This window comes from Bradyrhizobium sp. SSBR45G (assembly GCF_030159255.1).
Classification (GTDB): Bacteria; Pseudomonadota; Alphaproteobacteria; order Rhizobiales; family Xanthobacteraceae; genus Bradyrhizobium.
Window position 1 is genome coordinate 83,936 of the sequence record NZ_BSCT01000012.1, and the last position, 24,109, is coordinate 108,044.

Consider the following 24,109-nt stretch of genomic DNA (forward strand, 5'->3'; position numbering starts at 1 on the left):
CATGAACGTGATGGATACGCGATCGACCTCGGCGCTGCTCTACCTCGACGCCGTGCATGTCTCTTTCGATGGCTTCCACGCCATCAACAACCTCTCGCTGGCACTCGAGCCGGGCGAGATGCGCGCCATCATCGGCCCGAACGGCGCCGGCAAGACCACGATGATGGACATCATCACCGGCAAGACCAAGCCGGACGAGGGCACGGTGCTGTTCGACGGCAAGACCGACCTGACCCGCCTCGACGAGACCCGCATCGCCGAACTCGGCATCGGCCGCAAGTTTCAGAAGCCGACCGTGTTCGAGAGCCAATCGGTCGAGGACAATTTGCTGCTCGCGCTCAACGTCGACCACAGCGTCAAGGGCACGTTGTTCTGGCGTGGCTCGAGGGGCGAGGCCGAGCAGATCGACAAGGTGCTGGAGACGGTGCGGCTCAAGGATGTCCGCCGCAAGCTCGCCGGCAGCCTGTCTCATGGCCAGAAGCAGTGGCTGGAGATCGGCATGCTGCTGGCGCAGGATCCGAAGCTGCTGCTGGTCGACGAGCCGGTGGCCGGCATGACCGATGTCGAGACGCATCAGACTGCCGAGCTGCTCAAGGAAATCAACAAGGATCATACCGTCATGGTCGTCGAGCACGACATGACCTTCGTCCGCGAGCTCGGCGTCAAGGTCACCTGCCTGCATGAAGGCACTGTCCTGGCCGAGGGCACCATCGATCAGGTGTCGTCGAACGATCGGGTGATCGAGGTCTATCTGGGCCGCTAGCTGGTCGGCGAATAGCGAATGGCGAGTAGCGAATAGGGCAAGGGACGATGACGCAGAGAATTCAATCTATTCGCTATTCGCTATTCGCCATTCGCCCATCAACGACCGGAGGCCGCTGATGCTGAGCGTCGACAACATCAACCTCTATTACGGCGCCGCCCAGGCGCTGCGCGGCGTCTCGATCGCGGCGGAGCCCGGCAAGGTCACCTGCGTGCTCGGCCGCAATGGCGTCGGCAAGACCTCGCTGCTGCGGGCGCTGGTCGGGCAGTATCCGCTGGCCTCCGGCACCATCACCTTCGACGGCGCCGACATCACCCATCTCAAGCCCTATGAGCGGGCGCGCAAGGGCATCGGCTTCGTGCCGCAGGGCCGCGAGATATTCCCGCTGCTCACGGTCGAGGAAAACCTCAAGACCGGCTTCGGTCCGCTGAAGCGCGCCGACCGCAGCATCCCGGACGACGTGTTCTCGCTGTTTCCGGTGCTGCAGTCGATGCTCGGCCGGCGCGGTGGCGACCTCTCCGGCGGCCAGCAGCAGCAGCTCGCGATCGGGCGGGCCATGGTGATGCGGCCAAAGGTGCTGCTGCTGGACGAGCCGACCGAGGGCATCCAGCCCTCGATCATCAAGGACATCGGCCGGGCCATTTCGTACCTGCGTAATCTCGGCAATATCGCCATCGTACTGGTCGAGCAGTATCTCGACTTTGCCTGCGAACTCGGCGACAACTTCGCGGTCATGGATCGCGGCGCGGTCAAGTTCACTTGCACGCGCGCCAATCTCGATCCGGCCGAGATCAGCCGCCAGATGGCGCTGTGACCACGACGTAGCTTCCCGACGCGGGCTCGCCTCGCGTCTGGTCCCAGGGGAGGGGATCGATGCGGGCCGATCCCGCCAACGCCGCTGCCGATATTTTCGAGGCCAACCGCGCCCGCGGCGCGGTGCGCTTCGACGCGCGGCTGCAGGACGGCATGACGCGTCGCCATCATCTGCATGAATCCGGCTCGCTACGGGTGCGCTTTCCCTCGCCCGAGGACGGTGGCCTGTCAGCGATGTTCGTCAATACGGCCGGCGGCATCGCCGGCGGCGATCGCTTCGCGATCGAGGTCGCGGCCGGCGAGGGCAGCCGCGTGACGCTGTCGAGCGCCGCGGCCGAAAAGGTCTATCGCGCCGCCGGCAAGCCTGCGGAGCTCGATATCGCGCTGAGCGCCCATGCGGGTGCCCACATCTCCTGGCTGCCGCAGGAAACGATCCTGTTCGACCGCGCCCGCATCCGTCGCCGCATCGACATCGACCTCGCGGCCACCGCCTCGCTGCTGCTGTGCGAGATCGTCGTGTTCGGGCGCACGGCCATGGGGGAGACGATGCGCGAGGGCGAGTTCGTCGACCGCTGGCGGGTCCGGCGCGGCGGCAAGCTGGTGTTCGCCGAGACGGTCCGCCTCGACGGGGACATTAGCGACAAACTGGCGCAGCCGGCCATCGCCAAGGGCGCAGCCGCGATCGGGACCGCGCTGATCGTCCCAGGCGACGCCGCACTGGTCGAGCGCATCAGGGAGAGCCTGCCGGCCTTCCGTGGAGAGGCCGGGTTGTCGGCCTGGAATGGATTTGCAATGGCGCGCTTCTGTGCCCAAGATGCCGCGAGCCTGCGTGCCGACATGATGGCGGTGCTTGGCTGTGCGTCGACCGGGCCGTTGCCGCGGCTGTGGCTCAACTAGACGTTTACCAACTGACGATCATTAGAAGACGATCACAAGAGAGTCCGCATGAACCTGTCTCCCCGCGAAAAGGACAAGCTCCTGATCTCGATGGCCGCCATCGTGGCGCGCCGCAGGCTTGAGCGCGGCGTCAAGCTGAATCATCCCGAGGCGGTCGCGATCATCTCCGATTTCATCCTCGAAGGCGCGCGCGACGGCCGCACTGTAGCCGAACTGATGCAGGCTGGCGCCCAGGTCCTGACCCGCGACCAAGTGATGCCTGGCATCCCCGAGATGATCCATGACATCCAGGTCGAAGCGACGTTTCCGGACGGCACCAAGCTGGTCACGGTGCACGAGCCGATCCGCTAAATCATTGCACGTCACTCCGGGACGGCGCGCAGCGCCGGGCCCGGAATCCAGAGATGGCTTGAAAACAATCGTTTGAGATTCCGGGTTCGGTCCTGCGAACCGCCCCGGAATGACGGAGAAAAAGCGAAATGATCCCCGGCGAACTCTTCATCCAGGACGGCGAGATCGAGCTCAATGCCGGCCGCAAGACCGTGACCCTGTCGGTCGCCAACACCGGCGACCGGCCGATCCAGGTCGGCTCGCACTACCATTTCTTCGAGACCAATCCGGCGCTGAAGTTCGATCGCAAGAAAGCCAGGGGCATGCGGCTCGACATCGCGGCCGGCACGGCGGTGCGCTTCGAGCCGGGCCAGACCCGCGACGTGCAGCTGGTGGCGCTCGCCGGCAAGCGCACCGTCTACGGCTTCCGTGGCGACGTCATGGGCAAGCTGTAGAGCGATGCTGAGCGGATTGTGCCTCGTTTCCGAAGCGGCTGAGCTCGCGGCGCGCCGCCACGCCGGCCAGCAGCGCAAGGGCCGCGACGAGGAGCCCTATGTCAATCATCTGGCCGAGGTGGCGAATATCCTGGCGGCCGCCTGCGCCGGCGAGGACGCCGAATTGGTCGCAGCCGGTTGGCTGCATGACGTCATCGAGGACACCGACACCGCAGCCGACGAGCTGACGCAGCGTTTCGGACAGCGCGTCGCCGGGCTGGTCGAGGAGGTCACCGACGACATGACCTTGCCGAAGAGCGAGCGGCGCCAGGTCCAGGTCATCGCAGCTCCCGGCAAATCGGCCGGCGCCAAGCAGATCAAGATCGCCGACAAGATCAGCAACATCCGCGTCCGCATCGTCTTCGAGCCGGACCTGGAGCAGCAGCTCGAGCTGATGGAGTATGTCGGCTGGGCCGAGCAGGTCGTCGCCGGCTGCCGCGGTGTGAACGCGCGGCTGGATGCGCTGTTCGACGAAACGGTTGCGAATGCGCGGGGGTCGTTGTGAGCGGATCGCCAGTGTCGCGAAATCAAGACAAGCAGAGCTGAGTGGGGGCCATCGATGTCCGTCAAGATCAAGCGTTCCGTCTATGCCGACATGTTCGGCCCGACCACCGGCGACAAGGTGCGGCTCGCCGATACCGATCTGATCATCGAGGTGGAGAAGGACTTCACCATCTATGGCGAGGAGGTGAAGTTCGGCGGCGGCAAGGTCATCCGTGACGGCATGGGGCAGTCGCAGGCGACCAACAAGCAGGGCGCCGCCGACACCGTCATCACCAACGCTTTGATCGTCGACCACTGGGGCGTCGTGAAGGCCGACGTCGCGATCAAGGAAGGCATGATCAGCGCGATCGGCAAGGCCGGTAATCCCGATATCCAGCCGGGCGTGACCATCGTGATCGGACCGGGCACCGACGTCATCGCCGGCGAGGGCAAGATCCTTACCGCCGGCGGCTTCGACAGCCACATCCATTTCATCTGCCCGCAGCAGATCGAGCACGCGCTGATGGCGGGCGTCACCTCGCTGCTCGGCGGCGGCACCGGCCCGTCGCACGGCACCTTCGCCACCACCTGCACGCCCGGCCCCTGGCACATCGGCCGTATGATGCAGTCGTTCGATGCGTTCCCCGTGAACCTCGGCATTTCCGGCAAGGGCAACGCCTCGCGTCCGGCCGCGCTGGTCGAGATGATCAAGGCCGGCGCCTGCGCGCTGAAGCTGCACGAGGACTGGGGCACGACACCGGCTGCGATAGACAATTGTCTGTCGGTCGCTGACGACTACGACGTGCAGGTGATGCTGCACTCGGACACGCTCAACGAATCCGGTTTCGTCGAGGACACGATCAAGGCCTTCAAGGGTCGCACCATCCACGCCTTCCACACCGAAGGCGCCGGTGGCGGCCACGCCCCTGACATCATCAAGGTCGCCGGCCTGAAGAACGTGCTGCCGTCCTCGACCAATCCGACCCGGCCGTTCACGCGCAACACCATCGACGAGCATCTCGACATGCTGATGGTGTGCCACCATCTCGATCCGTCGATCGCCGAGGACCTCGCCTTTGCCGAAAGCCGCATCCGCAAGGAGACGATCGCGGCGGAGGACATCCTGCACGATCTCGGCGCGCTCTCGATGATGTCGTCGGACTCGCAGGCGATGGGCCGGCTCGGCGAGGTCATCATCCGGACCTGGCAGACCGCCGACAAGATGAAGAAGCAGCGCGGTGCGCTGCCGCAGGACAAGGGCAAGGACAACGACAATTTCCGCGTCAAGCGCTACATCGCCAAGTACACGATCAATCCGGCGATCGCCCACGGCGTGTCGAAGCTGATCGGCTCGATCGAGAAGGGCAAGCTCGCCGACCTCGTACTGTGGTCGCCGGCCTTCTTCGGCGTCAAGCCCGACTGCGTCATCAAGGGCGGCACCATCGTCGCCGCGCCAATGGGCGATCCCAACGCCTCGATCCCGACCCCGCAGCCGGTGCACTACCAGCCGATGTTCGGCGCGTTCGGCAAGTCGCTGACGGCCTCCTCGGTGATCTTCACCTCCAAGGCCGCGATCACCGGCGGGCTTGCCCGCAAGCTCGGCCTGTCCAAGAAGCTCTATGCGGTGCAGAACACCCGCGGCAAGATCTCGAAGAAGAGCATGATCCACAATGATGCGACGCCGAACATCGAGGTCGATCCGGAGACCTATGAGGTGCGCGCCGATGGCGAGCTCCTGACCTGCGAGCCGGCCGAGGTGCTGCCCATGGCGCAGCGATACTTCATGTTCTAGACTTCCGCCCGGTACAAGAAACCAGAAACGTACCGGGAGGACTGCTTCGTGATCTATGTCGTCGCCACCTTGACCATCAAGCCCGAAACGCGCGCCGAATTCATTGCCGCCGCCACCGCCTGCATCGAAGGGACCCGCAAGGAACCCGGCAATATCGCCTATGATTTGCACGAGAGCGTCACCGACCCGACCAGGATGGTGTTCGTCGAGCAGTGGGAGAACGCCGAGGCCCTGGTGCCGCATCGCGCGACCGAGCACATGAAGACGTTCGGGCGCGTGGCAGTGAAATGCATGGCGGCGCCGCCCAAGATCGAGATCATTACGCCTGAGAAGGTCGATGTTCGCTGAACGGAATATCAGAATGAGGGTTTCAGCATGATCCGCGCCACCCGCGTGCTCGGGCAGCATCGTTGGAAAGAGGCGGCCGCCGATTCCGTCCTGCTCGATTTCGATGATCGGCACCGGCGGCGGCTGGCGATGGCCGGCACGCGCGGGCTCGAGTTCCTGCTCGACCTCGAGCACGCTACCGCGCTGCGCGGTGGCGATGCCCTGGTGCTGGAGGACGGGCGGCTGATCGAGGTCGTGGCGGCGGCAGAGCCGCTGCTCGAGATCCGCGCCAGCGATCCGCACCATCTGGTGCGGCTCGCCTGGCACCTCGGCAACCGGCATCTGCCGACCCAGATCATGGCCAAGAGCCTGCGCATCCGCCGCGATCATGTGATCGAGGCGATGGTCAAGGGTCTCGGCGCGCGCGTGATCGAGATCGAGGCGCCGTTCGATCCGGAAGGCGGCGCCTATGCCGAGCCCAGCCATGCGCATGATGATCATGATCATCACGGGCATGACCACCACGGCCACGATCACCACCATGATCATGGTGCCCATGATCATGCGCATCACGGCCACGACCATGACCACGGCCACGCGCACGATGCTCCTCATGTGCACGACGAGCATTGCGGCCATGATCACCACGATCATTCCCATCACGGTCATTCCCATGCTCATGACCACAAGTGAGCGCGCGGGCTCCTTGGAGGCGATGACCGGACTGGATCACGCGGCGCTCTACCGGCTGATGACGTGGCTGTCGCCGGCGTTCCCGGTCGGCGGCTTCTCCTATTCCAGCGGCATCGAATGGGCCGTCGAAGCCGGCGACATCACCGACGCCGCCTCGCTGCGCGGCTGGCTCGCGACGATGCTCACCGAGGGCGCTGGCTTCAGCGATGCCGTGTTCCTGGCCCACGCCCATCGTGCGGCTGAGCTGGGAAGCGACACGGCGCTAAGCGAGGTCGCCGAGCTGGCTGCGGCCTTCGTGCCGTCGCGCGAGCGCCAGCTGGAAACGACCGCGCAAGGGCTCGCCTTCATCGAGATCGCACGGTCCGCCTGGAGCTGTTCAGGTCTCGACGACGCGGTGTCGCAATGCGAGGCTATCGTCTATCCGATCGCCGTAGGACTTGTCGGCGCGCTCCATGGCGTGCCGCTGGCGCCGTTGCTACACGGGTTCCTGCATGCCGTGACGTCGAACTGGATTTCGGCCGGCAGCCGGCTTGTTCCGTTGGGGCAGACGGACAGCCAGCGCGTGCTGGCAGCGCTGGAGCCCGTGGTCGTCGCAACGGCCGAGCGTGCTCTGGTCGCTTCGCTCGATGACATCGGCAGTGCGTGCTTCCGGGCCGATCTGGCCGGTCTCCGTCACGAGACGCAGTATACGAGGTTGTTCCGCTCGTGAGGGCGGCTCGCCGGCGCCAATGCGCGGCGGCGATCAGATCTGGTGATTTTCAGTCCCCGTCTTCGCAGGGGACGACAGAAGGGCATACGATATGGCTTCGTCTCACGGTCCGCTCCGCGTCGGAGTTGGCGGCCCCGTCGGTTCCGGAAAGACCGCGCTGATGGATCTGCTCTGCAAGTCGATGCGGGAGCGCTACGACATCGCGGCGATCACCAATGACATCTACACCAAATGGGATGCCGAATTTCTCGTCCGTTCCGGCTCGCTGACGCCTGACCGCATCGCCGGCGTCGAGACCGGCGGATGCCCGCATACGGCGATCCGGGAGGACGCATCGATGAATCTCGCGGCCGTGGCCGACATGCGCGCCAAGTTTCCCGGCCTCGATCTCGTGCTCATCGAGTCCGGCGGCGACAATCTGGCCGCGACGTTCTCTCCGGAACTGGCCGACATCACGATCTACGTGATCGATGTCGCTGCCGGCGACAAGATCCCCTCGAAGGGCGGTCCTGGCATCACCCGCTCCGACCTGCTTGTGATCAACAAGATCGATCTCGCGCCGCATGTCGGCGCCTCCCTGGAGAAGATGGAGACGGACGCCAGGCGCATGCGCGGCGAGCGGCCGTTCGTCATGACCAACCTGAAGAAGAGCCAGGGTCTCGACCGGATCATCGGTTTCATCGAAGCCAAGGGCGGCCTCAAGCCGTCGGCCTGAGCGGCTGATCCGGCCGGATCAGTGTGACGTTGCTGTCCTTGTCTGCCGGTCTGGCAGACGCAAAAAAGCCTTACCCGGCCGGAACAACTTCTGCTTTCCGCTGTTGCTTCCGCCCGGGGTGCGCCTTTGTCAAAGGCGTTTTGCCAAGGGCGCCCTGGCGGCTGATGGACGGCCGGTATTCTGGGATCTTTTCGCTGACTGCTCCGATCACTTCCGCTCGCCCCGAGTTACGCTACTTGAGTCGCAGGCCCGGTTATTGGATGACTCGTTTTCTCGTTCGCCAACCCTTGACCTTAGAGTAAACGAGTGCTGCGGCTGGGAGTCATCATTGGTTTGATCGCGCTGCTCGGCACGGCGTTGTCCGGCCTCGCGGCCTATCGCGTTCATGACCAGGAGCTGGTTCTTGATCGTATTGCGCTGGCACGCGCCATTGATGTCCATGCCAGCCTGGTCCAGGACCGACTGACCGAGCGCGAGCTGCTGGCGCGGGTGGCCTCGGGATTGTTTCGGGCTCCGTCCGTCATCAAGGCCAACATGCTGGAGCCGCTGCGGTCGTCGATCTACGCCTTCAAGACCGATTTCGTGGTGGCGTCCTGGATCGCGCGGCTGCGGCCCGACGAGCTTCCGGTCGCACAGGCCGAACTGCGCCAGGCAGGCTTTCCCAACCCGACCATCCGCAACTACGACGACACGCCGCTCGGCCCCAACGTCGACCGTCCTCTGGACGTCCTGATGGATCTCGAGCCGCGGAATGCCGAAACCTCCCGGCTTCCGGGCATGGCGCTCGATCGTCAACCCATCGTCGGGCCGATGCTGGCGCGCGCCATGGCCGAGGGCAAGCCGGTCGCCTCCGATCCCACGCCGCTGTTGCGCCCCAATGGCCCCGTCGGGATCGTTCTGGCGGCGCCGGTGGTCCCGCAGGGGGCGACGGCGCCGGCAGGCTTCGTGACGTTTTCCTATGAGATCGGACCGTTGCTGCTGACCAACGATGATCTCTCGCTGTTCTCGGTCGCGTTGAAAGACCCGCGGAACGCCTCGGACGAGCTGGTGGCCAACGATCAAGGGGCGGTGACGGGCCGGACGCGCGGCCCGGACGATCCGGCGCCGTCGTCGACGCGCACCGTCGCCTTCGGCAATCACGACTGGTCGCTGGTCTATTACGCCAAGAGCAATTCAGTGCGGCGGGCGCAACAGACCGCGGTGATCGTCGGCGTGATCGGGCTCGCGCTGACCGGCATCATTTGCGGCCTGTTTGGCTACGTCGCCTACAACAACCTCCGGCTCAGCCGTGAGATCCAGGTGCGGATCGGCTTCGAGCGCCGTCTGACGGCGGTCATCGACGAGCTGAACCACCGGGTCAAGAACATCCTCGCGGTGATCCAATCGATCGTGACGCGCACGCTGCGCCACGGCAGCGACATCGACGTTGCGCGAGAGCTGCTGATCGGGCGGATCCATGCGATGTCGAATGTGGTCACGCTGCTGAGCGAGAGCCAGTGGCAGGGCGTTCAGTTGCGCGGCCTGTTCGAAGCCCGCGCCATCCCGCATGCCGAGCGTATTGCCGTGAGCGGGCCGGACATCACCGTGAGCGCCCGGGCCGCGCAGAGCCTGTCGCTGCTGTTCTTCGAACTCGCCTCGCATTCCGACGAAGGGCTTTCGCTGGTCGGCAAGCACCCGCACATCACCGCGAAATGGGAGGTGACGGGTGAGGAGCCCAATACCGTGTTCAATTTCCGCTGGGAGGAGTGCAACACCAGCGAAGCGACGCGGCGGCCGGACAGCGAGTTCGGCCTGATCCTGCTCGATCGGGTGGCTCCGGAAGCGCTCGGTGGAACGTCGAAGCGCCTCTTCACCGAGGCGAGCTACGTCTATGAGCTGACCGCTCCGATGGAGACGGTGGTCGACATGACCGAGCGTGATCGCACCGAACAGTTCTCCGCGCCGGTCCGCCCGCCCAAGTAATCCCACTCATCCGGGACTGATCCATCGAACGCGAAAAGGCGGCTCTGGTGGAGCCGCCTCTTCAGCTTTGTTGACAGGCGTGAGCGGCGTTACCCGCCGCTGCCGCCGATCACGGCCCGCACCGTCTCATCGGGGCCGAAATCCTCGGCACCTTCGACGTAGAGCAGCGCCGCGAGCTTCGAGCGCGCGCGGTTGACGCGGCTCTTGATCGTGCCCACGGCGCAGCCGCAGATCGCCGCCGCATCCTCGTAGGAGAAGCCGGAGGCTCCGACCAGGATCAATGCTTCGCGCTGATCCTGAGGCAGCTTCTCGAGTGCGACGCGGAACTCCTCGAACTCGAGATGCGCCCCTTGAGAGGGATGCGTCTTGAGCGTCTTGGCGTAGTTGCCTTCGGCATCTTCGACCTCGCGCCGGCGTTTGCGATAGTCGGAACGGAACAGGTTGCGCAGAATCGTAAACAACCACGCGGGCAGATTTGAGCCCGGTTGAAACGAGTCGATGTTTGCCAGCGCCCTGAGCAAAGTCTCCTGCACCAGATCGTCGGCGCGATCGCTGTTACCACTCAAGGAAATTGCAAAAGCGCGGAGGCTTGGGACGGCTGCAAGAATATCGTCCCGCAAGGAATCAGTGAGAGGCATTCACTCCCTCCCGTCGTTCTGGTCGTTGGATCCCCCGCCGTTCTCCACGTGGGACTGTGCTGCCGGCGCATCAAGCTTGCGGACAAGATCTGCAAACCGGTCAGGAACACCCTGACGGACGACATCGTCGTACATCGCGCGGAGTTGATGACCGATCCGTGATTGGATCTCCGCGTTGAGCCCGCCGGGTTTGCGAGGTGCCGCATTCTTGCTGGCTTGAGACTTTACATCTTTCATGACCTTTTCCACGTTTCCCCGAGAGTTAAGTCTCTGAAGCTTCAAGAATTATCCTCGCCATCGAGGAGGTCTGATCGGGAACTAATGCAACCGGGCGAGAAAAGTTCCACGGGTATGTGGAACTTTTCTTCCTTTCAGGCGTAATCAGCCCATCATGGAACCGGGGCGGAAGCCCAGATTACCGAATGGAGTGGGGATGAGCCGATCACAGCTAGTTGCTGAACATTTGCCGCTGTTGCGAAGGTATGCCCGTGCCCTCACCGGCAGCCAGGGTTCCGGAGATGCTTACGTCGGCGCCATGCTGGAGGCTTTGATCCAGGATCCGTCGGTGCTGGACGAACGCTACGGGGCTCGCGCGGGTCTGTTCCGACTGTTTACGCAGATCTGGAACTCGGTCGCACTGAATGACGACGCCGAAGTGGCGACCTTGCCGATGCCGCCCGAGCGGCGCCTCTCCAACATCACGCCCCTCCCGCGGCAGGCGTTCCTGCTGCTGTCGCTCGAAGGTTTTCCGGAAGAGGAAGTGTCGTTCATTCTCGACATCGACGTCGCCGAGACCCGCCGGCTGGCGGATGCGGCGGGGCGCGAGCTCGCGGCCGAGATTGCCACCGATGTGCTGATCATCGAGGACGAGACCTTCATCGCGATGGATCTCGAGAGTCTCGTCAAGAATCTCGGTCACAACGTCATCGGCGTCGCCCGCACGCATGCCGATGCGGTCGCGCTCGCCAAGAACAAGAAGCCCGGCCTGATCCTGGCCGACATTCAGCTCGCCGACGGTTCGTCCGGTCTGGATGCGGTCAATGAGCTGCTGCGGACGTTCGAAGTCCCGGTCGTCTTCATCACCGCCTATCCGGAGCGGTTCCTGACCGGTGAGCGGCCGGAGCCGGCCTTCCTGATCTCCAAGCCGTTCCAGCCCGCGATGGTCTCGGCCGTCGCCAGCCAGGCGCTGTTCTTCCAACGCAATTCGCGCAACAGGATGCCCAAGCCTGCCGCCTGAGCGGTCGTAACGATGTCAGCTGGTTCGCGGCGCGCTCGTCGGAGCGCGCCGCTTTTTGTTGAATCATGTGTTGGGGATCAAGGTCAGCAGCCGCGACAGACGCCGTTCAATCGCGCCTTGAGCGCGGCATCATTCGGCTTGGTTTCTTCGAATTGAAGCCTGGTTTCCTCGAACGTCATGATCCCCGACGTCCGCCTCGGTGCAAACACGACCGGCAGCAGCAACGTCAGATCGTGCTCTGGCAGATCCGGGGGTGGCGGAGGAAACGGCTGGGTCCTCTCGACCATGGCCAAAGCCTCCTGGTCGAGCGCCGGATCCCCTGTGCTTTCGATCAGTGCGGCGGAGATGAGGTGTCCTGATCCGTCGATGCGGAAGACCACCTTGGCACTGCCGCCCTGATCGGTGGCCTCAGGCGGGTACCGCCGGTGCGCCTTCAGCGCCGCAACGAGGCTCTTGATCCAATCATCCTTGGCGCCGTCGGCCGCAGCCATCGTCGGCACGAGGCTCAGCATGGTCAGCGCCACCAACCCTCGCAACAAACCTGCCGTCCCCTGCATGTCCATCCCCAAGCGCGTCGCAGCAAGGCTGGCGCGCGGGGGCAAATATAGCGCTCGATCAACGAGGGGAAAACTGCCGTTGCCTTTGGCGGGGGGAGAAAGGATGCGGGGCACCGCCGGCATCACCACGGCGGTGCCCCGCGTCGCCGGTCAATGGGGCAGGGGGAATAACCGGCTGCCTTGATGACGCGCGAGCCAAGAAGTCGTTCCCATCGCGCTCAATTATTTTCGTCACAGATGGCATTCGTTGACACACGGTTAAGTGATTTGCCCATCCCAGAACCCAGTTCCTGCGACTTACGTTGATAGGCCGATCGCCTGCCGGCGAGGGGAGTAGTGACATGTCGCAGACCGGAAAAGTTGTCATCTTCGGCACCCTCGCGGCGTCCGCCATGCTCGTGGGGGCGATTCAGCTCGCCTCCGGACACGATCTCGCGTCCGATGTTCCGCAGACGTCGGCCGGCGACATCTCAAACGTGACTGCCGGCAGCGTCAACAGGGCGTCCAAGACCGACCGTGCGGCTGCCGTGGCCGGTGCGACGTCGACGCAGACGGTGTCGGTCAAGCTGGCGGCCTTTGCTGAGACCACGTTCCTGCTTCGACTGCCACTCACGCCTTCTGGCGTGACCGCGGGTGGCAGTAGCGTTCCCACGCGCCTACAGACAGGCTCACAGATCATCAGCGCGGAAAACGAGCGTCGGGTGACGAAACATCCGATCGCATGCGAACCGTCGGTCTCCGTGCTGACTGAGATTGCAAAGCGATTGCAGCCGGGGCGATGCGTGACCTGATCACCACGCGCCGCATCTTCGTCGGCGACGCCGTGTTGATATGACGGCTGAGAAGCGCGCTCAGTGAATGAGCTCGTGTCAGCCTGCTACTCTGCAGGCTCGGCGTCTCCGGTCATCTGACCCCGGGCGAGGAGGCCTAACGCCAATCCCCCGACGGCGAGAATGGGGATCAGCCGTTTCAACCCGACCATCCGCACGACCTGCAATCCGCTGGCGAGCAACATCGGATCGGCAAGCAGGGACTGAGCCGCTGACCGCGCGGCCTCCGTCGGCCGCAGGGCGCGGGCCTGAACGGAGCGCTTGCGGACGATATAGCTGACCGCTGCGATCAAGGTGACGACGAAGAAGACGGCCGCGCCAGTGAGGCATGCCGCGATCAGTCCGTAGCGCTGCAACACAGCAACGAACGCGGCGGCGCACAGGAAGCAGGTCGTGATGAACAGTCCTATCGCCGCAGCAAATGCCAGCGACGTCAGCCGGACGGTGTGGCCGGTCGATTCCTTGACGTCTGCAATCATCCGCTGAAGCATGTCTCTTCTCCCGGTTCTCGTCGGCGCGACCCGACAAATTCAAATCGGCGCCGAAAGCGGCGCCGACACGGTTTAAGCTCGGAACCTGCGCTCGATCAGGAGCTACAGGCTCACCTCTTCCAGGACACGCCGATCAGGAATCCCAGTCCAAGTGCAAGGCCGACCGTCGCCAGCGGACGCTGCGAGATGACGTCCTCCAGTCGCTCTTCGAGCGAATTCGCTGCATCTTGAGCTGCGCCGAGCATCGCGCTGCCGCGCTCAGACATGTCGTCGATCGTCTGGTCCACGTTCTCGCGTGCCTGGCGATAGCCGCTGCGCGCCTGTTTGCCGGCCTGACCGGCGAAGGCGTTGAGCACGTCGGTGATCTGATCAGTGAGAGCTGAGATATCGTTCTTCACGGCGCGGACATCCTTCTGCAGACGTTCATAGTTTGCTTTGTCGGTGAGATCTTTCAGGGCAGTTTCACCATCGGTCGGCGGCATTGGTGGCTCCCGAAGCAAGGTGATGGGCGTATGTTCGACAAACGCTGCGCATCGATTGAAGTTCCTGCGATGAAACCGAATTAGCCCGCGGGCAGTTGCGGCGAATCGTCCGGCAGCAGGTGCTCCTTCACGATCAGGCCGACGATCAGCAGCGGCGAAGCGAGAAAGGCTCCCATCGGGCCCCACAGCCATGTCCAGAAGGCCAATGCGATGAAGACCGCGAGCGCGTTGAGCGCAAGCCGCCTGCCGATGATGGTGGGCGTCACGAAGTGGCCCTCCATGAAGGTGATCACGGCAAAGATCAGCGGCCCCACCATTCCGCCGCTCAAGGTCGGGAATGCGATTGCGCCGACCAGAACCAGCACGACGAACATCGCGATCGGGCCGATGATCGGAACGAAGTTGAGCGTTGCGGCGAGCGCGCCGAGGCCGGCCGGATTCGGCATCCCCGTGAGCGCGCAGGCCAGACCGGTCGCGATGCCGACGCCGGTGTTGATGAGCGTGACCGTCAGCAGGTAGTTGCCGAGATGCAGCTCGAGCTCGTTGAGGATCCGCAACGTCCGCAAGCGGGCCTCATGATCGCCGAACGTCATGATCAGCGTCCGCCGCAGATCGCGCCAGCTTGCGATGAACAGCACGAGCGTCGCGAAGAAGAGCATGAATTCGGTGAAGGTCGGAGAGAGGAATTCGATCGTCGGCTGCACCCAGTCGAACTTTGGAAGCTCCAGGGTGGTTGGGGTCTGCACGCTGCCGCCGCCGATCGCGGCCTGCATCTCGTGCCACAGCGCGAGCGGCCGGTCGAAGACGTGCAGCTTGGCCTTGAGCTGTGTCGCGAGCTCCGGAAGCCGGTTGGTCCAGTCGAGCACCGGGGCCGATATCAGGCCGATGATGAAGGCCAGCCCGGTGGCGACCGCGATGACGATCAGCACGGCGCCGACGCTGCGGGGAACGCGATAACGCTCCAGGAAGTTGGCCGCCGGCGACAGCATCGTGCCGACCACGAAAGCCATCACGATCGGGAGGAAGAACCCTCTCGCGACATAGAGAACGCCCGTGACGCTGACCGCCGCAAGAATCACCAGCGCAATCGCGACCACCTCGGCGCGCTGGATCACTGGAGGGGCGTCGTGCCGGCTCTCGTCCAACGCCGAGCTTTCGTTGCCGCTCCCGAGCAGCCGCTCGGTGGGAAGTACGCGCGCCATGGTTTCCCCCGAGGAGGTCGCCACGCGCAGCTTGCGCGTGCGACGTTCTGGGTAGCGACAACCGCCGGCCCCGCGCGCGGTTCCGTCGCGAGAACGTGAGGCCGGCTAGGCTTGACTGACGCAAGACGACCACATCGGGGCCGGAACTACGGCGACCTGCCGGGCGTTGGAGGAGGGACTGATGCATCGCACCGCGATGCTCGATCGACAGGGGCATCCCATGACACAGCAGGTTTTCGGCCGGCATCGCCTGATGCAGCGGACCGTATCGATGATCGCTATCGCCGCTGCCTTCGTGCTTGCGCCGGGCATGTCCACATCTCACGCGCAGAGCCTCGGCTACGCGCCGGTGGAGCAGCGGGTGTTTCCGCCGGATGACGCGACGGCACCCGCCGTCGAGGCAGATGAGGACAGCCTGCTGCCGGATCGGCTGCGCCGCACGGTCGTCACGCTCGAGACGCGCGAGGCACCGGGGACGATCATCATCGATACTGGCAATACCTATCTCTACTACGTGCTCGGCGGCGGCCGCGCGCTGCGCTATGGCGTCGGCGTCGGGCGTGAAGGCTTCACCTGGTCGGGTGTTCAGACGGTCACACGCAAGGCCGAATGGCCGGACTGGCATCCGCCGGCCCAGATGATCGCGCGGCAGCCCTATCTGCCGCGTTTCATGGCCGGTGGACCCGGCAATCCGCTCGGCGCGCGCGCGATGTATCTGGGCTCCAGCGAGTATCGCATCCACGGCACCAACGATCCGACCACGATCGGCAAGTTCGTGTCGTCGGGCTGCGTCCGTCTCACCAATGAAGACGTCTCCGACCTGTTCAGCCGCGTGCAGGTTGGCACCAAGGTCGTGGTGCTGCCGAAGACCGCGTCGCTGCAGGCCCGCGCGGGCCGGCTGCCGGGCGTGCCGTCCGGGCGGCAGGCGATGTCGCTGCCCGTCGCCACGATCAATTGAGCGGAGAGCCTCGTCATGAACGGTCGACGGGTATTCGCTGCCATCGCGGTGGCAACCATGGCCAGCGCGGGCGCGCTGGCGGGGCCGAGTGCGGCGGGCGCGCAGGATTTCCTGCAGTCGCTGTTCGGCGGCGTCTATGCGCCGCAGCGCCAGGCGCCCTACATCCGCATGCCGTTCGCCGACGACGCGCCCGCACCACGGCCGGCGCCGCGCGGCGAGGCCACCTCCCGCAGCGGCGGCAGCGCCGCGTGGTGCGTCCGCACCTGTGACGGCCGCTACTTCCCGCTCGGCGCCACCGGCGACCAGAGCAAGGAGGCGGCCTGCAACAGCTTCTGCCCGGCGGCCAAGACCGAGATCGTCTACGGCAGCTCGATCGACGGCGCGACGACCGAGGGCGGCAAATCCTATTCGGCGCTGCCCAATGCGTTCCGCTATCGCACCGAAGTGGTCGACGGCTGCACCTGCAACGGCAAGGACCATTTCGGCCTCGCCAAGGTGTCGATCGACAACGATCCGACCCTGCGCAAAGGCGACGTCGTCGCAAGCGACGACGGGCTGAAGGTCGCCAACCGCAGCGCCGGCCGCAAGAGCGCCGAGCTCAACTTCTCGCCGGCCCCGGCGTCGCTGCGCGCCAAATATGAGCGCACGCCGATCCTGGCCGCGGACGACTGATCGCGGCGGCGCGTCACGCCGCCCTGATCTGGCCGAGGAATTCATCGACCTGGCGGCCGAGCTGATGGCTCTGGTTTTCCAGTGTCTGCGACGCCTGCTTCACGTCGACCGCCGCAGCCGCGGCGGCGTCGGCATCGGATTTGACGCCGGTCATGCTCTCCGAAACGTTCTGGGTGCCGCGTGCCGCAAACTGGGTGGCGCGCGAGATCTCCTGCGTCGCCGCGCCCTGCTGCTGAACGGCGGCCGCGATCGCGGTGGCGACCTCGTTGACCTCGCCGATGATGCCGCCGATGCCCTTGATCGCATCGATGGCCTCGCTGGCCACCTTCTGGATCCCGGCGATCTGCTCGGATATCTCGTCGGTGGCCTTGGCGGTCTGGGTCGCCAGCGTCTTGACTTCGGAGGCGACCACGGCAAATCCGCGCCCGGCCTCGCCGGCCCGGGCAGCCTCGATGGTGGCGTTGAGCGCCAGCAGATTGGTCTGCGACGCGATGCTGTTGATCAGGCCGACGACCTCGCCGATGCGATTGGCCGATTGCGCGAGCCCCTGCACCGTGCCGTCGGTCAAGCGGGCCTGGTCGACGGCGCGGCTGGCAATGCCGGCCGCATGCGCGGCCTGCTTGCTGATGTCGGCGATCGAGGCATTCAGCTCCTCCGCCGCCGCAGCGACCGTCTGGACGCTGCTGGAGGCGTCGTTGGAGGCGCGGCCGGCGACCTCGACTCGATCATTGGTCTGGCGCGACACCTCGGACAGGTCTGATGACGTCGAACGCATGTCGGTCGACGCCTGCTTCAGCTGCTGCAGCGATTGCCGCACCAGCTCCTCGAACGTGGCGATATGACCTTCGATGGCGCGCTGGCGTGCGATCGTTCCGGCATTGCGCGCGCGTTCCTGGGCCTCGATGGCGAGCTTCTCCTTGGCCTGCTGCTTGAAGGTTTCGAGCGCGCCGGCCAGCGCTCCGATCTCGTCACGGCGCTGCGTGTAGCCGGTGTCGACGTCGAGATCGCCGCCGGCGACCTGCAGCATCGCGTCGCGAATCCGGCCGAGCGGCAGGATCACCCGGCGTCCGATCAGCATCATCATAGCAATGCTCGCGATCGCGGCGATGACGAGCAGGACGGACTGGACGATCAGCGCCGTGAAAGCCTCGCCGTGCCGCCGGCCGGCGTGCGCCTTCGCCTGCTCCAGGGCCGCTTCCGCCACGGCCACCGCCGTCGACATGTGCTCGACCGAGACCGGGCTCCATTGCAGCGCCGTCAGCTCCGGCTTCTCGCCCTTGGTCGCGGCCGCAATCAGCCGGTCGCGAAGCTCGGTATATTTCGGGCCGAAATAGGCGTTCTGAGCCGCGGTCATGGCGGTGGAGATCGACGCCGGCAGCTGCATGCCTGAGGTGGCGAGCTGCAGCGACTTCCACGCCGCCTCGACGCCGCCCACCAGCCTAGTGTAGGCGGCCTGGTTGGCCGGGTTGATCTGGCCCGCCGTCAGGGCATTGCCGACGAGCAGCGAGGCCTCGCCGGCGGTGTTGCGCATCAGCCAGGCGTTCTGCTTGATCAGTAGCAGCTGATCGACGGTAGCATCCTCATGGTTGACGCTGCCGGCCAGCAGGTCCGAGGTCTTGTCCAATGCGTCCAGCAGGGTTCCGACCGTCTCGCCATACTCCTTCGCCAGCGCCAGGCGCCTTGCCGCCTTCGGCTTGGCGATCTCGGTTGCGTATTCGGCCTGCTCGGCAAACAGCGTCTTGATGAGGCGGTCGAGCTGCGGCACCAGCGTCGCGGACTGGGGAAAATCCATCTGCGGGAGCAGCTGTGCGGCACGGGTCAGAGCCGGGCGGGAGATGTCGCGCGCCGAGCGGATGTATGTCTCGGTCTCCGCATCGATCGGCTGATCGGAATTGAGCACTCGGATGGTCGTCGAGCGGTCGCTGCGCAGGCTGTTCATCGACTTGAACAGAACTTCGGAGACGTCGGCGACCCTTTCGATGCGCGCGGTTTCCTGCAGGCGCTGCCAGGACGTCCAGGCGTTCAGCGAAAACAGCGCCATCACGACGAGAGTCATGGCGGTGATGACGGCCTTCAGCAGCGCCGAGATGGTCAGACGATTGAGCATGAGGTCCCCCGAGACGGGCCAACGTAGCGTCCGAGATGTAAACTTCCGGGAAAAGGCTGCGACGATTGGCCCGGGCCGGGACGTTCAGGAATCTTCATGTCGGCTCGCCTCATGCCGCGCGGATCTTGCCGAGGAAATCGGTCACCTGATGACCGAGGTTGCGGCTCTGATGCTCCAGCGTCTCGGATGCGGTCCTGACGTTCTCGGCCGCGGCCGCCGCGGCGTCGGCATCAGACTTCACGCCGGTGATGTTGTCGGAGACGTTCTTGGTGCCGTCGGCCGCGAACTGGGTGCTGCGCGAGATCTCCTGCGTCGCCGCCCCTTGCTCCTGCACGGCGGCGGCGATCGCGGTGGCGACCTCGTTGACCTCGCCGATGATGCCGCCGATGCGCTTGATGGCGTCGATCGCGTCGTTGGCGACGCGCTGGATGTCGGAGATCTGCTCCGAGATCTCATCCGTCGCCTTCGCGGTCTGGCTGGCCAGCGTCTTGACCTCGGAGGCGACGACCGCAAAACCCCTGCCGGCCTCGCCGGCGCGCGCCGCCTCGATGGTCGCGTTGAGCGCCAGCAGGTTGGTCTGTGAAGCGATGCTGTTGATCAGGCCGACGACCTCGCCGATGCGAACGGCCGACTGTGACAGGCCCTGTACGGTGCCGTCCGTCATGCGCGCCTGCTCGACCGCGCGGCTGGCGATGCCGGCGGCATGCGAGGCCTGCTTGCTGATGTCGGCGATCGAGGCGTTCAGCTCCTCCGCAGCCGAGGCCACCGTCTGCACGCTCATCGAGGCGTCGCTCGAGGCCTTTTCGGCGACCTCGGCGCGGGCGTTGGTCTGCCGCGACACGTTGGTCAGGCCCGCCGACGTCGCCTGCATGTCCGTGGAGGCGCGGCCAAGCTGCTCCAGCGAGTCGCGCACCAGCCCTTCGAAGTCGGCGACATAGCTTTCGATCGCGCGCTGGCGCGCTGCCGTCGCAGCATTGCGCTCGCGCTCCTGGGCCTCAATGGCAAGCTTGTCCTGCGCCTGCTGCTTGAACGTCTCGAGCGCATTGGCCAATGCGCCGATCTCGTCCTGGCGCGTCGTGTAGCCGGTATCGACACCGAGGTCGCCACCCGCGACCGCCAGCATCGCATCGCGCATCCGGTGCAACGGACGGATGACGCGGCCGCTCACGGCGGCCATGGCCGAGCCGCTCAGGACGATGGCAACGAGCAGCAGCGTCAGCTGCAGCACCAGCGACTCCATTGCCGTGCTCTGCTGCGCGCCGGAATGCTCCTTGGCAGCATCGAGCGCCGCTTCGGCCAAGGCGACGGCGCTCGTCATCTTGTTCACCGAGAACGGGCTCCATTGATAGGGCGTCAACTCGGGCTTCTCACCCTTCTGCAGCGCCGCCAGCAGCCGCTCGCGCAGGCCGGCATAGTCGGGCGTGAAGTAGGCCTTCTCCGTGTTCGACATCGCTGCCGCAAGTGCAGGCGACAGGTCCATGCCGGAGGTCGCGAGCTGGACGGCCTTCCAACCGGTCTCGATGCCGCCGACCAGCTTGGTGTAAGCCAGCACTGCCTCGGGCGAGACTTTGCCGGCCGCGAGCCCGTTGCTGATGATGAGCGACGCTTCGCCGGCCGTGTTGCGCATCAGCCAGGCCATCTGTTTGATCAGCAGCAACTGATCGATGGTTGCGCTCTGATGATTGACGCTGGCGGCGACGTTGCCCGCGATCTTGTCGAGCAAAGGCAGCAGCGTATCGAACGTCTCGCCATATTCCTTCGGCAGGCCGGCCCGGCGCGCCGCCTTCGGCTTGACGATCTCGGTCCAGAATTCAGTGTGCTCGGCGATCAGCGTCTTGTTGAGCCGCTCGAGGTCGGCCACCAGAGTCTGACTTTGCGCGAAATCGATCGCTCGCAGCAGCTCGAGACCTTGGTTCAGCGCGGGCACGTAGATGTCGCGCCCGGACCGCACGAATTTCTCGGTGTCGCCGTCCATGGCCTGGTCGGCATTGAGGACCCGGATCGTGGTCGAGCGGTCGCTGCGCATGCTGTTCATGGCCTTGAACAGGACGCCCGACACCTCGGCGACGCGGGCCAGCCGCTGGGCGGATTGCAGCCTGTTCCAGGAGCTCCAGGCATTCAGCGAGACGAGAGCAATGACGGCGAGGGCGGCCGTGACGATCACCGTCTTCAGCAGCGAAGAAATGGTAAGGCGGTTCAGCATGGTGATCTCCGATTCACTTCATTCGATCGCAAACCGGTAAAAATCTGGGTCAGGGCTCGATCCGTGAAACTACGGATCATTCCATGGGGAAAAGTTCCGGACATGGAACCAGCGGCGGACAAGCGGGTTAGCTTGGTCAACGCCAGCGCATCATCTCCAGGGGTCATCCATGCTCATCAGTGCTCTCGTCACCTTTCTCGTCGTCATCCTGATCCTCTATCTGATCAACCTGCTGCCACTCGACGGCCGGGCCAAGCAGATCTGCCGCGTGGTCGTGATCGTGCTCGGCGTGATCTCGCTGCTGCGCTACATCGCGGTCATCTAATTTGGCATCATGTTACCTCCGTCTGATCAAAAAAAGCCCCGGTCGATCGCCGGGGCTTTTCCTCCTCAGGCCTTCGCTTTCGCCTCGCGCCGCCGCGCGGTGAGGATGTACTCGGTGTAGCCGTTCGGCTGGGTGCGGCCTTCGAACACGAGGTCGCAGGCTGCCTTGAACGCCACGCCATCGAAGGACGGCGCCATCGGCTGATAGAGCGCGTCGCCGGCGTTCTGCTTGTCGACGACGACAGCCATGCGCTTCAGCGAATCCATCACCTGCTCCTTGGTGACGACGCCATGATGCAGCCAGTTGGCGAGATGCTGGCTGGAGATGCGCAAGGTGGCGCGATCTTCCATCAGACCGACGTCATGGATGTCAGGCACCTTTGAGCAGCCGACGCCCTGGTCGATCCAGCGCACGACATAGCCGAGAATGCCCTGGCAGTTGTTGTCGATCTCCTGGCGGACGTCGTCCGGCGCCCAGTTCGACTGCGACACCGGGATGGTGAGGATGTCGCCGAGCTTGGCGCGCGGGCCGCCCTTGGTGAGCTCGGCCTGGCGGGCGTGGACGTTGACCTGGTGATAGTGCAGGGCGTGCAGGGTCGCGGCGGTCGGCGACGGCACCCAGGCGGTGGTCGCGCCGGCCGAGGGATGGCCGATCTTCTGCGCCAGCATGTCGGCCATCTTGTCCGGCGCGGCCCACATGCCCTTGCCGATCTGGGCGTGGCCGGGCAGGCCGCAGGTCAGGCCGTTGTCGACGTTCCAGTCCTCATAGGCCTTGATCCAGGCCTGCGCCTTCATCTCGTTCTTGCGGATCATCGGACCCGCTTCCATAGAGGTATGGATCTCGTCGCCGGTGCGGTCGAGGAAGCCGGTGTTGATGAAGACGATGCGCTTGGAGGCGGCCTGGATGCAGGCCTTGAGGTTGACCGTGGTACGGCGCTCCTCGTCCATGATGCCGACCTTCATGCTGTTCTCCGGCAGGCCGAGCAGTTTCTCGACCCGCGCAAACAGCTCGACCGTCAGCGCAACCTCGTCCGGGCCGTGCATCTTCGGCTTGACGATGTAGATCGAGCCGGTGCGGCTGTTCCTGACCTTGGAGTTGCCCTTGAGGTCATGGATCGCCAGCAGGCCGGTCACAGCGGCGTCGAGAATGCCTTCCGGCACCTCCTGGCCATCGGCGCCGAGCACGGCGTCGGTGAACATGTGATGCCCGCAATTGCGGATCAGCAGCAGGCTGCGGCCATGCAGGGTCAGCTTGCCGCCGGACGGCGTGGTGTAGCTGCGGTCGCTGTTGAGCGCGCGCGTCAGCGTCTTGCCGCCCTTCTCGAAATCGGCCGACAAGGTGCCGTTCATCAGGCCCAGGGTGTTGCGGTAGACCAGCACCTTGTCCTCGGCGTCGACGGCGGCGACCGAGTCCTCCATGTCGAGAATGGTCGAGACGGCCGACTCCAGGATCATGTCGGAGACGCCGGCCGGATCGTCCTTGCCGATGACGTGGCTGCGGTCGATCACGACCTCGACGTGCAGGCCGTTGTTGCCGAGCAGGATCACGGAGGGGGCGTCAGCCGAACCCTGGTAGCCGGCGAATTGCGCGGCGTCCTTCAGCGCGGTGGCGTTGCCGCTCTTCAGCTTGGCCGAGAGCTGGCCGGCGATGACGCTGTAGGCGGTGACGTCGGTGTGGCTGCCGGTGGCCAGCGGAACGGCGGTATCGAGAAACGCCTTGGCCTTGGCGATCACCTTGTCGCCCCTAGCCTTGTTGTAGCCACGGCCGCCCTCGCTCGGGTCATGCGGGATGGCGTCGGTGCCGTAGAAGGCGTCGTAGAGCGAGCCCCAGCGCGCATTCGCGGCGTTCAGCGCGTAGCGGGCGTTGGTCAGCGGCACCACCAGCTGCGGGCCGCAGATCTGGCCGATTTCCTCGTCGACCTGGGCGGTCTCGACCTCATGGGTCGCCGGCTCGGGCAGCAGGTAGCCGATCTCCTTCAAAAACGCCGTGTAGGCGCCGAGGTCGAACGCCTTGCCCTTGTTGGCGAGGTGCCAGGCGTCGATCTTGTCCTGCAGCGCGTCGCGGACCGCGAGCAGCTCGCGATTCCTGGGGGCGAGATCGCGCAGGATGGCGGCAACGCCGGCCCAGAACGCGTCCGGATCGATCCCGGTCTTCGGCGCCGCCTCCTTGGCGATGAAGTCTAACAAAACCGGGGCGATCTTCAGTCCATGGGCGTCGATACGGGTCATGATGAGACGTTTCTCTCGAATAAGGGCGACGTTGCGCGAGCTCTGGGCATGCCGAAATGGCCGCCTCCGGGGCGGCTTGTGCAGTGCATTTAACGTGAAAGCCGGGGCCAAGGAAGGGGGGAGGGGTATCGCAGTTGGTCGGGGGTGGGGTGGTGGTTCCGAAGGCGGTCGGGGCCGAAGCCGCTTCCCGGACCCCGCTCA

The 24,109-nt window shown here is 65.1% G+C and carries 26 protein-coding genes; 17 read left to right on the top strand and 9 right to left on the bottom strand.

What is annotated here, in order from left to right; genetic code table 11:
* Window position 1: 1 nt before the first annotated feature.
* The 12 genes from urtD to QQL87_RS16535 all read left to right on the top strand — a co-directional run bounded on the left by urtD (window position 2) and on the right by QQL87_RS16535 (window position 9,978).
* On the top strand, window positions 2-763 hold the full coding sequence (gene urtD / locus QQL87_RS16480; RefSeq protein WP_284419970.1) for an urea ABC transporter ATP-binding protein UrtD: 762 nt from the start codon (window positions 2-4) through the stop codon (window positions 761-763).
* Window positions 764-881: 118 nt separating this feature from the next.
* Entirely contained in the window at window positions 882-1,577 is a 696-nt protein-coding gene (urtE, locus tag QQL87_RS16485) for an urea ABC transporter ATP-binding subunit UrtE (protein ID WP_284419971.1), read from the top strand.
* Between the two features lie 59 nt (window positions 1,578-1,636).
* Complete coding sequence (locus QQL87_RS16490) at window positions 1,637-2,473, top strand: urease accessory protein UreD (RefSeq protein ID WP_284419972.1); 837 nt, start codon at window positions 1,637-1,639, stop codon at window positions 2,471-2,473.
* A 48-nt stretch (window positions 2,474-2,521) separates the two neighbouring features.
* Window positions 2,522-2,824, top strand: coding sequence for an urease subunit gamma (locus QQL87_RS16495; protein WP_015669637.1), 303 nt, complete (start codon window positions 2,522-2,524; stop codon window positions 2,822-2,824).
* 128 nt (window positions 2,825-2,952) lie between these two features.
* Window positions 2,953-3,258, top strand: a complete 306-nt coding sequence (locus QQL87_RS16500) for an urease subunit beta (RefSeq protein ID WP_015669636.1) — start codon at window positions 2,953-2,955, stop codon at window positions 3,256-3,258.
* Window positions 3,259-3,262: 4 nt separating this feature from the next.
* Entirely contained in the window at window positions 3,263-3,802 is a 540-nt protein-coding gene (locus QQL87_RS16505) for an HD domain-containing protein (protein ID WP_284419974.1), read from the top strand.
* A 54-nt stretch (window positions 3,803-3,856) separates the two neighbouring features.
* On the top strand, window positions 3,857-5,572 hold the full coding sequence (gene ureC / locus QQL87_RS16510) for an urease subunit alpha (RefSeq protein ID WP_284419975.1): 1,716 nt from the start codon (window positions 3,857-3,859) through the stop codon (window positions 5,570-5,572).
* Between the two features lie 48 nt (window positions 5,573-5,620).
* A complete protein-coding gene (locus QQL87_RS16515; RefSeq protein ID WP_284419976.1) occupies window positions 5,621-5,920 on the top strand; it encodes a putative quinol monooxygenase in 300 nt (99 codons plus the stop codon).
* Window positions 5,921-5,947: 27 nt separating this feature from the next.
* Entirely contained in the window at window positions 5,948-6,592 is a 645-nt protein-coding gene (locus tag QQL87_RS16520) for an urease accessory protein UreE (protein ID WP_284419978.1), read from the top strand.
* Window positions 6,579-7,301: an urease accessory protein UreF gene (locus QQL87_RS16525; protein WP_284420050.1), complete on the top strand. Its 723-nt coding sequence runs from the start codon at window positions 6,579-6,581 to the stop codon at window positions 7,299-7,301. The genes QQL87_RS16520 and QQL87_RS16525 overlap by 14 nt, the downstream gene beginning before the upstream one ends.
* 91 nt (window positions 7,302-7,392) lie before the next feature.
* On the top strand, window positions 7,393-8,016 hold the full coding sequence (ureG, locus tag QQL87_RS16530) for an urease accessory protein UreG (RefSeq protein WP_284419979.1): 624 nt from the start codon (window positions 7,393-7,395) through the stop codon (window positions 8,014-8,016).
* 306 nt (window positions 8,017-8,322) lie between these two features.
* Window positions 8,323-9,978 carry a CHASE domain-containing protein gene (locus tag QQL87_RS16535; protein WP_284419980.1) on the top strand — a complete coding sequence of 552 codons (1,656 nt, stop codon included), beginning with the start codon at window positions 8,323-8,325 and terminating at the stop codon, window positions 9,976-9,978.
* Window positions 9,979-10,067: 89 nt separating this feature from the next.
* Here the strand turns inward: QQL87_RS16535 and QQL87_RS16540 are convergent, their stop codons facing one another.
* Together QQL87_RS16540 and QQL87_RS16545 are read right to left on the bottom strand one after the other, a co-directional pair.
* Window positions 10,068-10,616 carry a sigma-70 family RNA polymerase sigma factor gene (locus QQL87_RS16540; RefSeq protein ID WP_284419981.1) on the bottom strand — a complete coding sequence of 183 codons (549 nt, stop codon included), beginning with the start codon at window positions 10,614-10,616 and terminating at the stop codon, window positions 10,068-10,070.
* Window positions 10,617-10,853, bottom strand: coding sequence for a NepR family anti-sigma factor (locus tag QQL87_RS16545; RefSeq protein ID WP_284419982.1), 237 nt, complete (start codon window positions 10,851-10,853; stop codon window positions 10,617-10,619).
* 196 nt (window positions 10,854-11,049) lie between these two features.
* On the opposite strand from QQL87_RS16545, the gene QQL87_RS16550 reads away from it, so the two are divergent.
* A complete protein-coding gene (locus QQL87_RS16550) occupies window positions 11,050-11,853 on the top strand; it encodes a response regulator (RefSeq protein WP_284419983.1) in 804 nt (267 codons plus the stop codon).
* A gap of 83 nt (window positions 11,854-11,936) precedes the next feature.
* On the opposite strand, the gene QQL87_RS16555 is transcribed toward QQL87_RS16550, so the two are convergent.
* A complete protein-coding gene (locus tag QQL87_RS16555; protein ID WP_284419984.1) occupies window positions 11,937-12,410 on the bottom strand; it encodes an energy transducer TonB in 474 nt (157 codons plus the stop codon).
* Window positions 12,411-12,751: 341 nt separating this feature from the next.
* Between QQL87_RS16555 and QQL87_RS16560 the strand changes: the two genes are divergently transcribed.
* Window positions 12,752-13,201, top strand: a complete 450-nt coding sequence (locus QQL87_RS16560; RefSeq protein WP_284419985.1) for a hypothetical protein — start codon at window positions 12,752-12,754, stop codon at window positions 13,199-13,201.
* Between the two features lie 86 nt (window positions 13,202-13,287).
* Here QQL87_RS16560 and QQL87_RS16565 read toward each other — a convergent pair whose 3' ends face one another.
* The 3 genes from QQL87_RS16565 to QQL87_RS16575 all read right to left on the bottom strand — a co-directional run bounded on the left by QQL87_RS16565 (window position 13,288) and on the right by QQL87_RS16575 (window position 15,415).
* A complete protein-coding gene (locus tag QQL87_RS16565; RefSeq protein WP_284419986.1) occupies window positions 13,288-13,731 on the bottom strand; it encodes a hypothetical protein in 444 nt (147 codons plus the stop codon).
* A gap of 110 nt (window positions 13,732-13,841) precedes the next feature.
* Window positions 13,842-14,213, bottom strand: coding sequence for an ElaB/YgaM/YqjD family protein (locus QQL87_RS16570; protein ID WP_284419987.1), 372 nt, complete (start codon window positions 14,211-14,213; stop codon window positions 13,842-13,844).
* 80 nt (window positions 14,214-14,293) lie between these two features.
* Window positions 14,294-15,415, bottom strand: coding sequence for an AI-2E family transporter (locus QQL87_RS16575; protein WP_284419988.1), 1,122 nt, complete (start codon window positions 15,413-15,415; stop codon window positions 14,294-14,296).
* Window positions 15,416-15,635: 220 nt separating this feature from the next.
* Between QQL87_RS16575 and QQL87_RS16580 the strand changes: the two genes are divergently transcribed.
* Complete coding sequence (locus QQL87_RS16580; RefSeq protein WP_284419989.1) at window positions 15,636-16,373, top strand: L,D-transpeptidase; 738 nt, start codon at window positions 15,636-15,638, stop codon at window positions 16,371-16,373.
* A gap of 15 nt (window positions 16,374-16,388) precedes the next feature.
* Entirely contained in the window at window positions 16,389-17,045 is a 657-nt protein-coding gene (locus QQL87_RS16585) for a DUF2865 domain-containing protein (RefSeq protein ID WP_284419990.1), read from the top strand.
* 13 nt (window positions 17,046-17,058) lie between these two features.
* Here the strand turns inward: QQL87_RS16585 and QQL87_RS16590 are convergent, their stop codons facing one another.
* A complete protein-coding gene (locus QQL87_RS16590; RefSeq protein ID WP_284419991.1) occupies window positions 17,059-19,152 on the bottom strand; it encodes a methyl-accepting chemotaxis protein in 2,094 nt (697 codons plus the stop codon).
* 109 nt (window positions 19,153-19,261) lie between these two features.
* On the bottom strand, window positions 19,262-21,355 hold the full coding sequence (locus tag QQL87_RS16595; protein ID WP_284419992.1) for a methyl-accepting chemotaxis protein: 2,094 nt from the start codon (window positions 21,353-21,355) through the stop codon (window positions 19,262-19,264).
* A 169-nt stretch (window positions 21,356-21,524) separates the two neighbouring features.
* On the opposite strand from QQL87_RS16595, the gene QQL87_RS16600 reads away from it, so the two are divergent.
* Window positions 21,525-21,680, top strand: coding sequence for a Thivi_2564 family membrane protein (locus tag QQL87_RS16600; protein WP_284419993.1), 156 nt, complete (start codon window positions 21,525-21,527; stop codon window positions 21,678-21,680).
* 65 nt (window positions 21,681-21,745) lie between these two features.
* Here the strand turns inward: QQL87_RS16600 and QQL87_RS16605 are convergent, their stop codons facing one another.
* Entirely contained in the window at window positions 21,746-23,908 is a 2,163-nt protein-coding gene (locus QQL87_RS16605; RefSeq protein ID WP_284419994.1) for a malate synthase G, read from the bottom strand.
* Window positions 23,909-24,109: the final 201 nt, after the last annotated feature.

Bases quoted from the DNA above. Each gene is read 5' to 3' on its own strand.
- urtD (WP_284419970.1), top strand. From the start codon at position 2: ATGAACGTGATGGATACGCGATCGACCTCGGCGCTGCTCTACCTCGAC.
- urtE (WP_284419971.1), top strand. From the start codon at position 882: ATGCTGAGCGTCGACAACATCAACCTCTATTACGGCGCCGCCCAGGCG.
- QQL87_RS16490 (WP_284419972.1), top strand. From the start codon at position 1,637: ATGCGGGCCGATCCCGCCAACGCCGCTGCCGATATTTTCGAGGCCAAC.
- QQL87_RS16495 (WP_015669637.1), top strand. From the start codon at position 2,522: ATGAACCTGTCTCCCCGCGAAAAGGACAAGCTCCTGATCTCGATGGCC.
- QQL87_RS16500 (WP_015669636.1), top strand. From the start codon at position 2,953: ATGATCCCCGGCGAACTCTTCATCCAGGACGGCGAGATCGAGCTCAAT.
- QQL87_RS16505 (WP_284419974.1), top strand. From the start codon at position 3,263: ATGCTGAGCGGATTGTGCCTCGTTTCCGAAGCGGCTGAGCTCGCGGCG.
- ureC (WP_284419975.1), top strand. From the start codon at position 3,857: ATGTCCGTCAAGATCAAGCGTTCCGTCTATGCCGACATGTTCGGCCCG.
- QQL87_RS16520 (WP_284419978.1), top strand. From the start codon at position 5,948: ATGATCCGCGCCACCCGCGTGCTCGGGCAGCATCGTTGGAAAGAGGCG.
- QQL87_RS16525 (WP_284420050.1), top strand. From the start codon at position 6,579: ATGACCACAAGTGAGCGCGCGGGCTCCTTGGAGGCGATGACCGGACTG.
- ureG (WP_284419979.1), top strand. From the start codon at position 7,393: ATGGCTTCGTCTCACGGTCCGCTCCGCGTCGGAGTTGGCGGCCCCGTC.
- QQL87_RS16540 (WP_284419981.1), bottom strand. From the start codon at position 10,616: ATGCCTCTCACTGATTCCTTGCGGGACGATATTCTTGCAGCCGTCCCA.
- QQL87_RS16545 (WP_284419982.1), bottom strand. From the start codon at position 10,853: ATGAAAGATGTAAAGTCTCAAGCCAGCAAGAATGCGGCACCTCGCAAA.
- QQL87_RS16550 (WP_284419983.1), top strand. From the start codon at position 11,050: ATGAGCCGATCACAGCTAGTTGCTGAACATTTGCCGCTGTTGCGAAGG.
- QQL87_RS16555 (WP_284419984.1), bottom strand. From the start codon at position 12,410: ATGCAGGGGACGGCAGGTTTGTTGCGAGGGTTGGTGGCGCTGACCATG.
- QQL87_RS16560 (WP_284419985.1), top strand. From the start codon at position 12,752: ATGTCGCAGACCGGAAAAGTTGTCATCTTCGGCACCCTCGCGGCGTCC.
- QQL87_RS16565 (WP_284419986.1), bottom strand. From the start codon at position 13,731: ATGCTTCAGCGGATGATTGCAGACGTCAAGGAATCGACCGGCCACACC.
- QQL87_RS16570 (WP_284419987.1), bottom strand. From the start codon at position 14,213: ATGCCGCCGACCGATGGTGAAACTGCCCTGAAAGATCTCACCGACAAA.
- QQL87_RS16575 (WP_284419988.1), bottom strand. From the start codon at position 15,415: ATGGCGCGCGTACTTCCCACCGAGCGGCTGCTCGGGAGCGGCAACGAA.
- QQL87_RS16580 (WP_284419989.1), top strand. From the start codon at position 15,636: ATGACACAGCAGGTTTTCGGCCGGCATCGCCTGATGCAGCGGACCGTA.
- QQL87_RS16585 (WP_284419990.1), top strand. From the start codon at position 16,389: ATGAACGGTCGACGGGTATTCGCTGCCATCGCGGTGGCAACCATGGCC.
- QQL87_RS16590 (WP_284419991.1), bottom strand. From the start codon at position 19,152: ATGCTCAATCGTCTGACCATCTCGGCGCTGCTGAAGGCCGTCATCACC.
- QQL87_RS16595 (WP_284419992.1), bottom strand. From the start codon at position 21,355: ATGCTGAACCGCCTTACCATTTCTTCGCTGCTGAAGACGGTGATCGTC.
- QQL87_RS16600 (WP_284419993.1), top strand. From the start codon at position 21,525: ATGCTCATCAGTGCTCTCGTCACCTTTCTCGTCGTCATCCTGATCCTC.
- QQL87_RS16605 (WP_284419994.1), bottom strand. From the start codon at position 23,908: ATGACCCGTATCGACGCCCATGGACTGAAGATCGCCCCGGTTTTGTTA.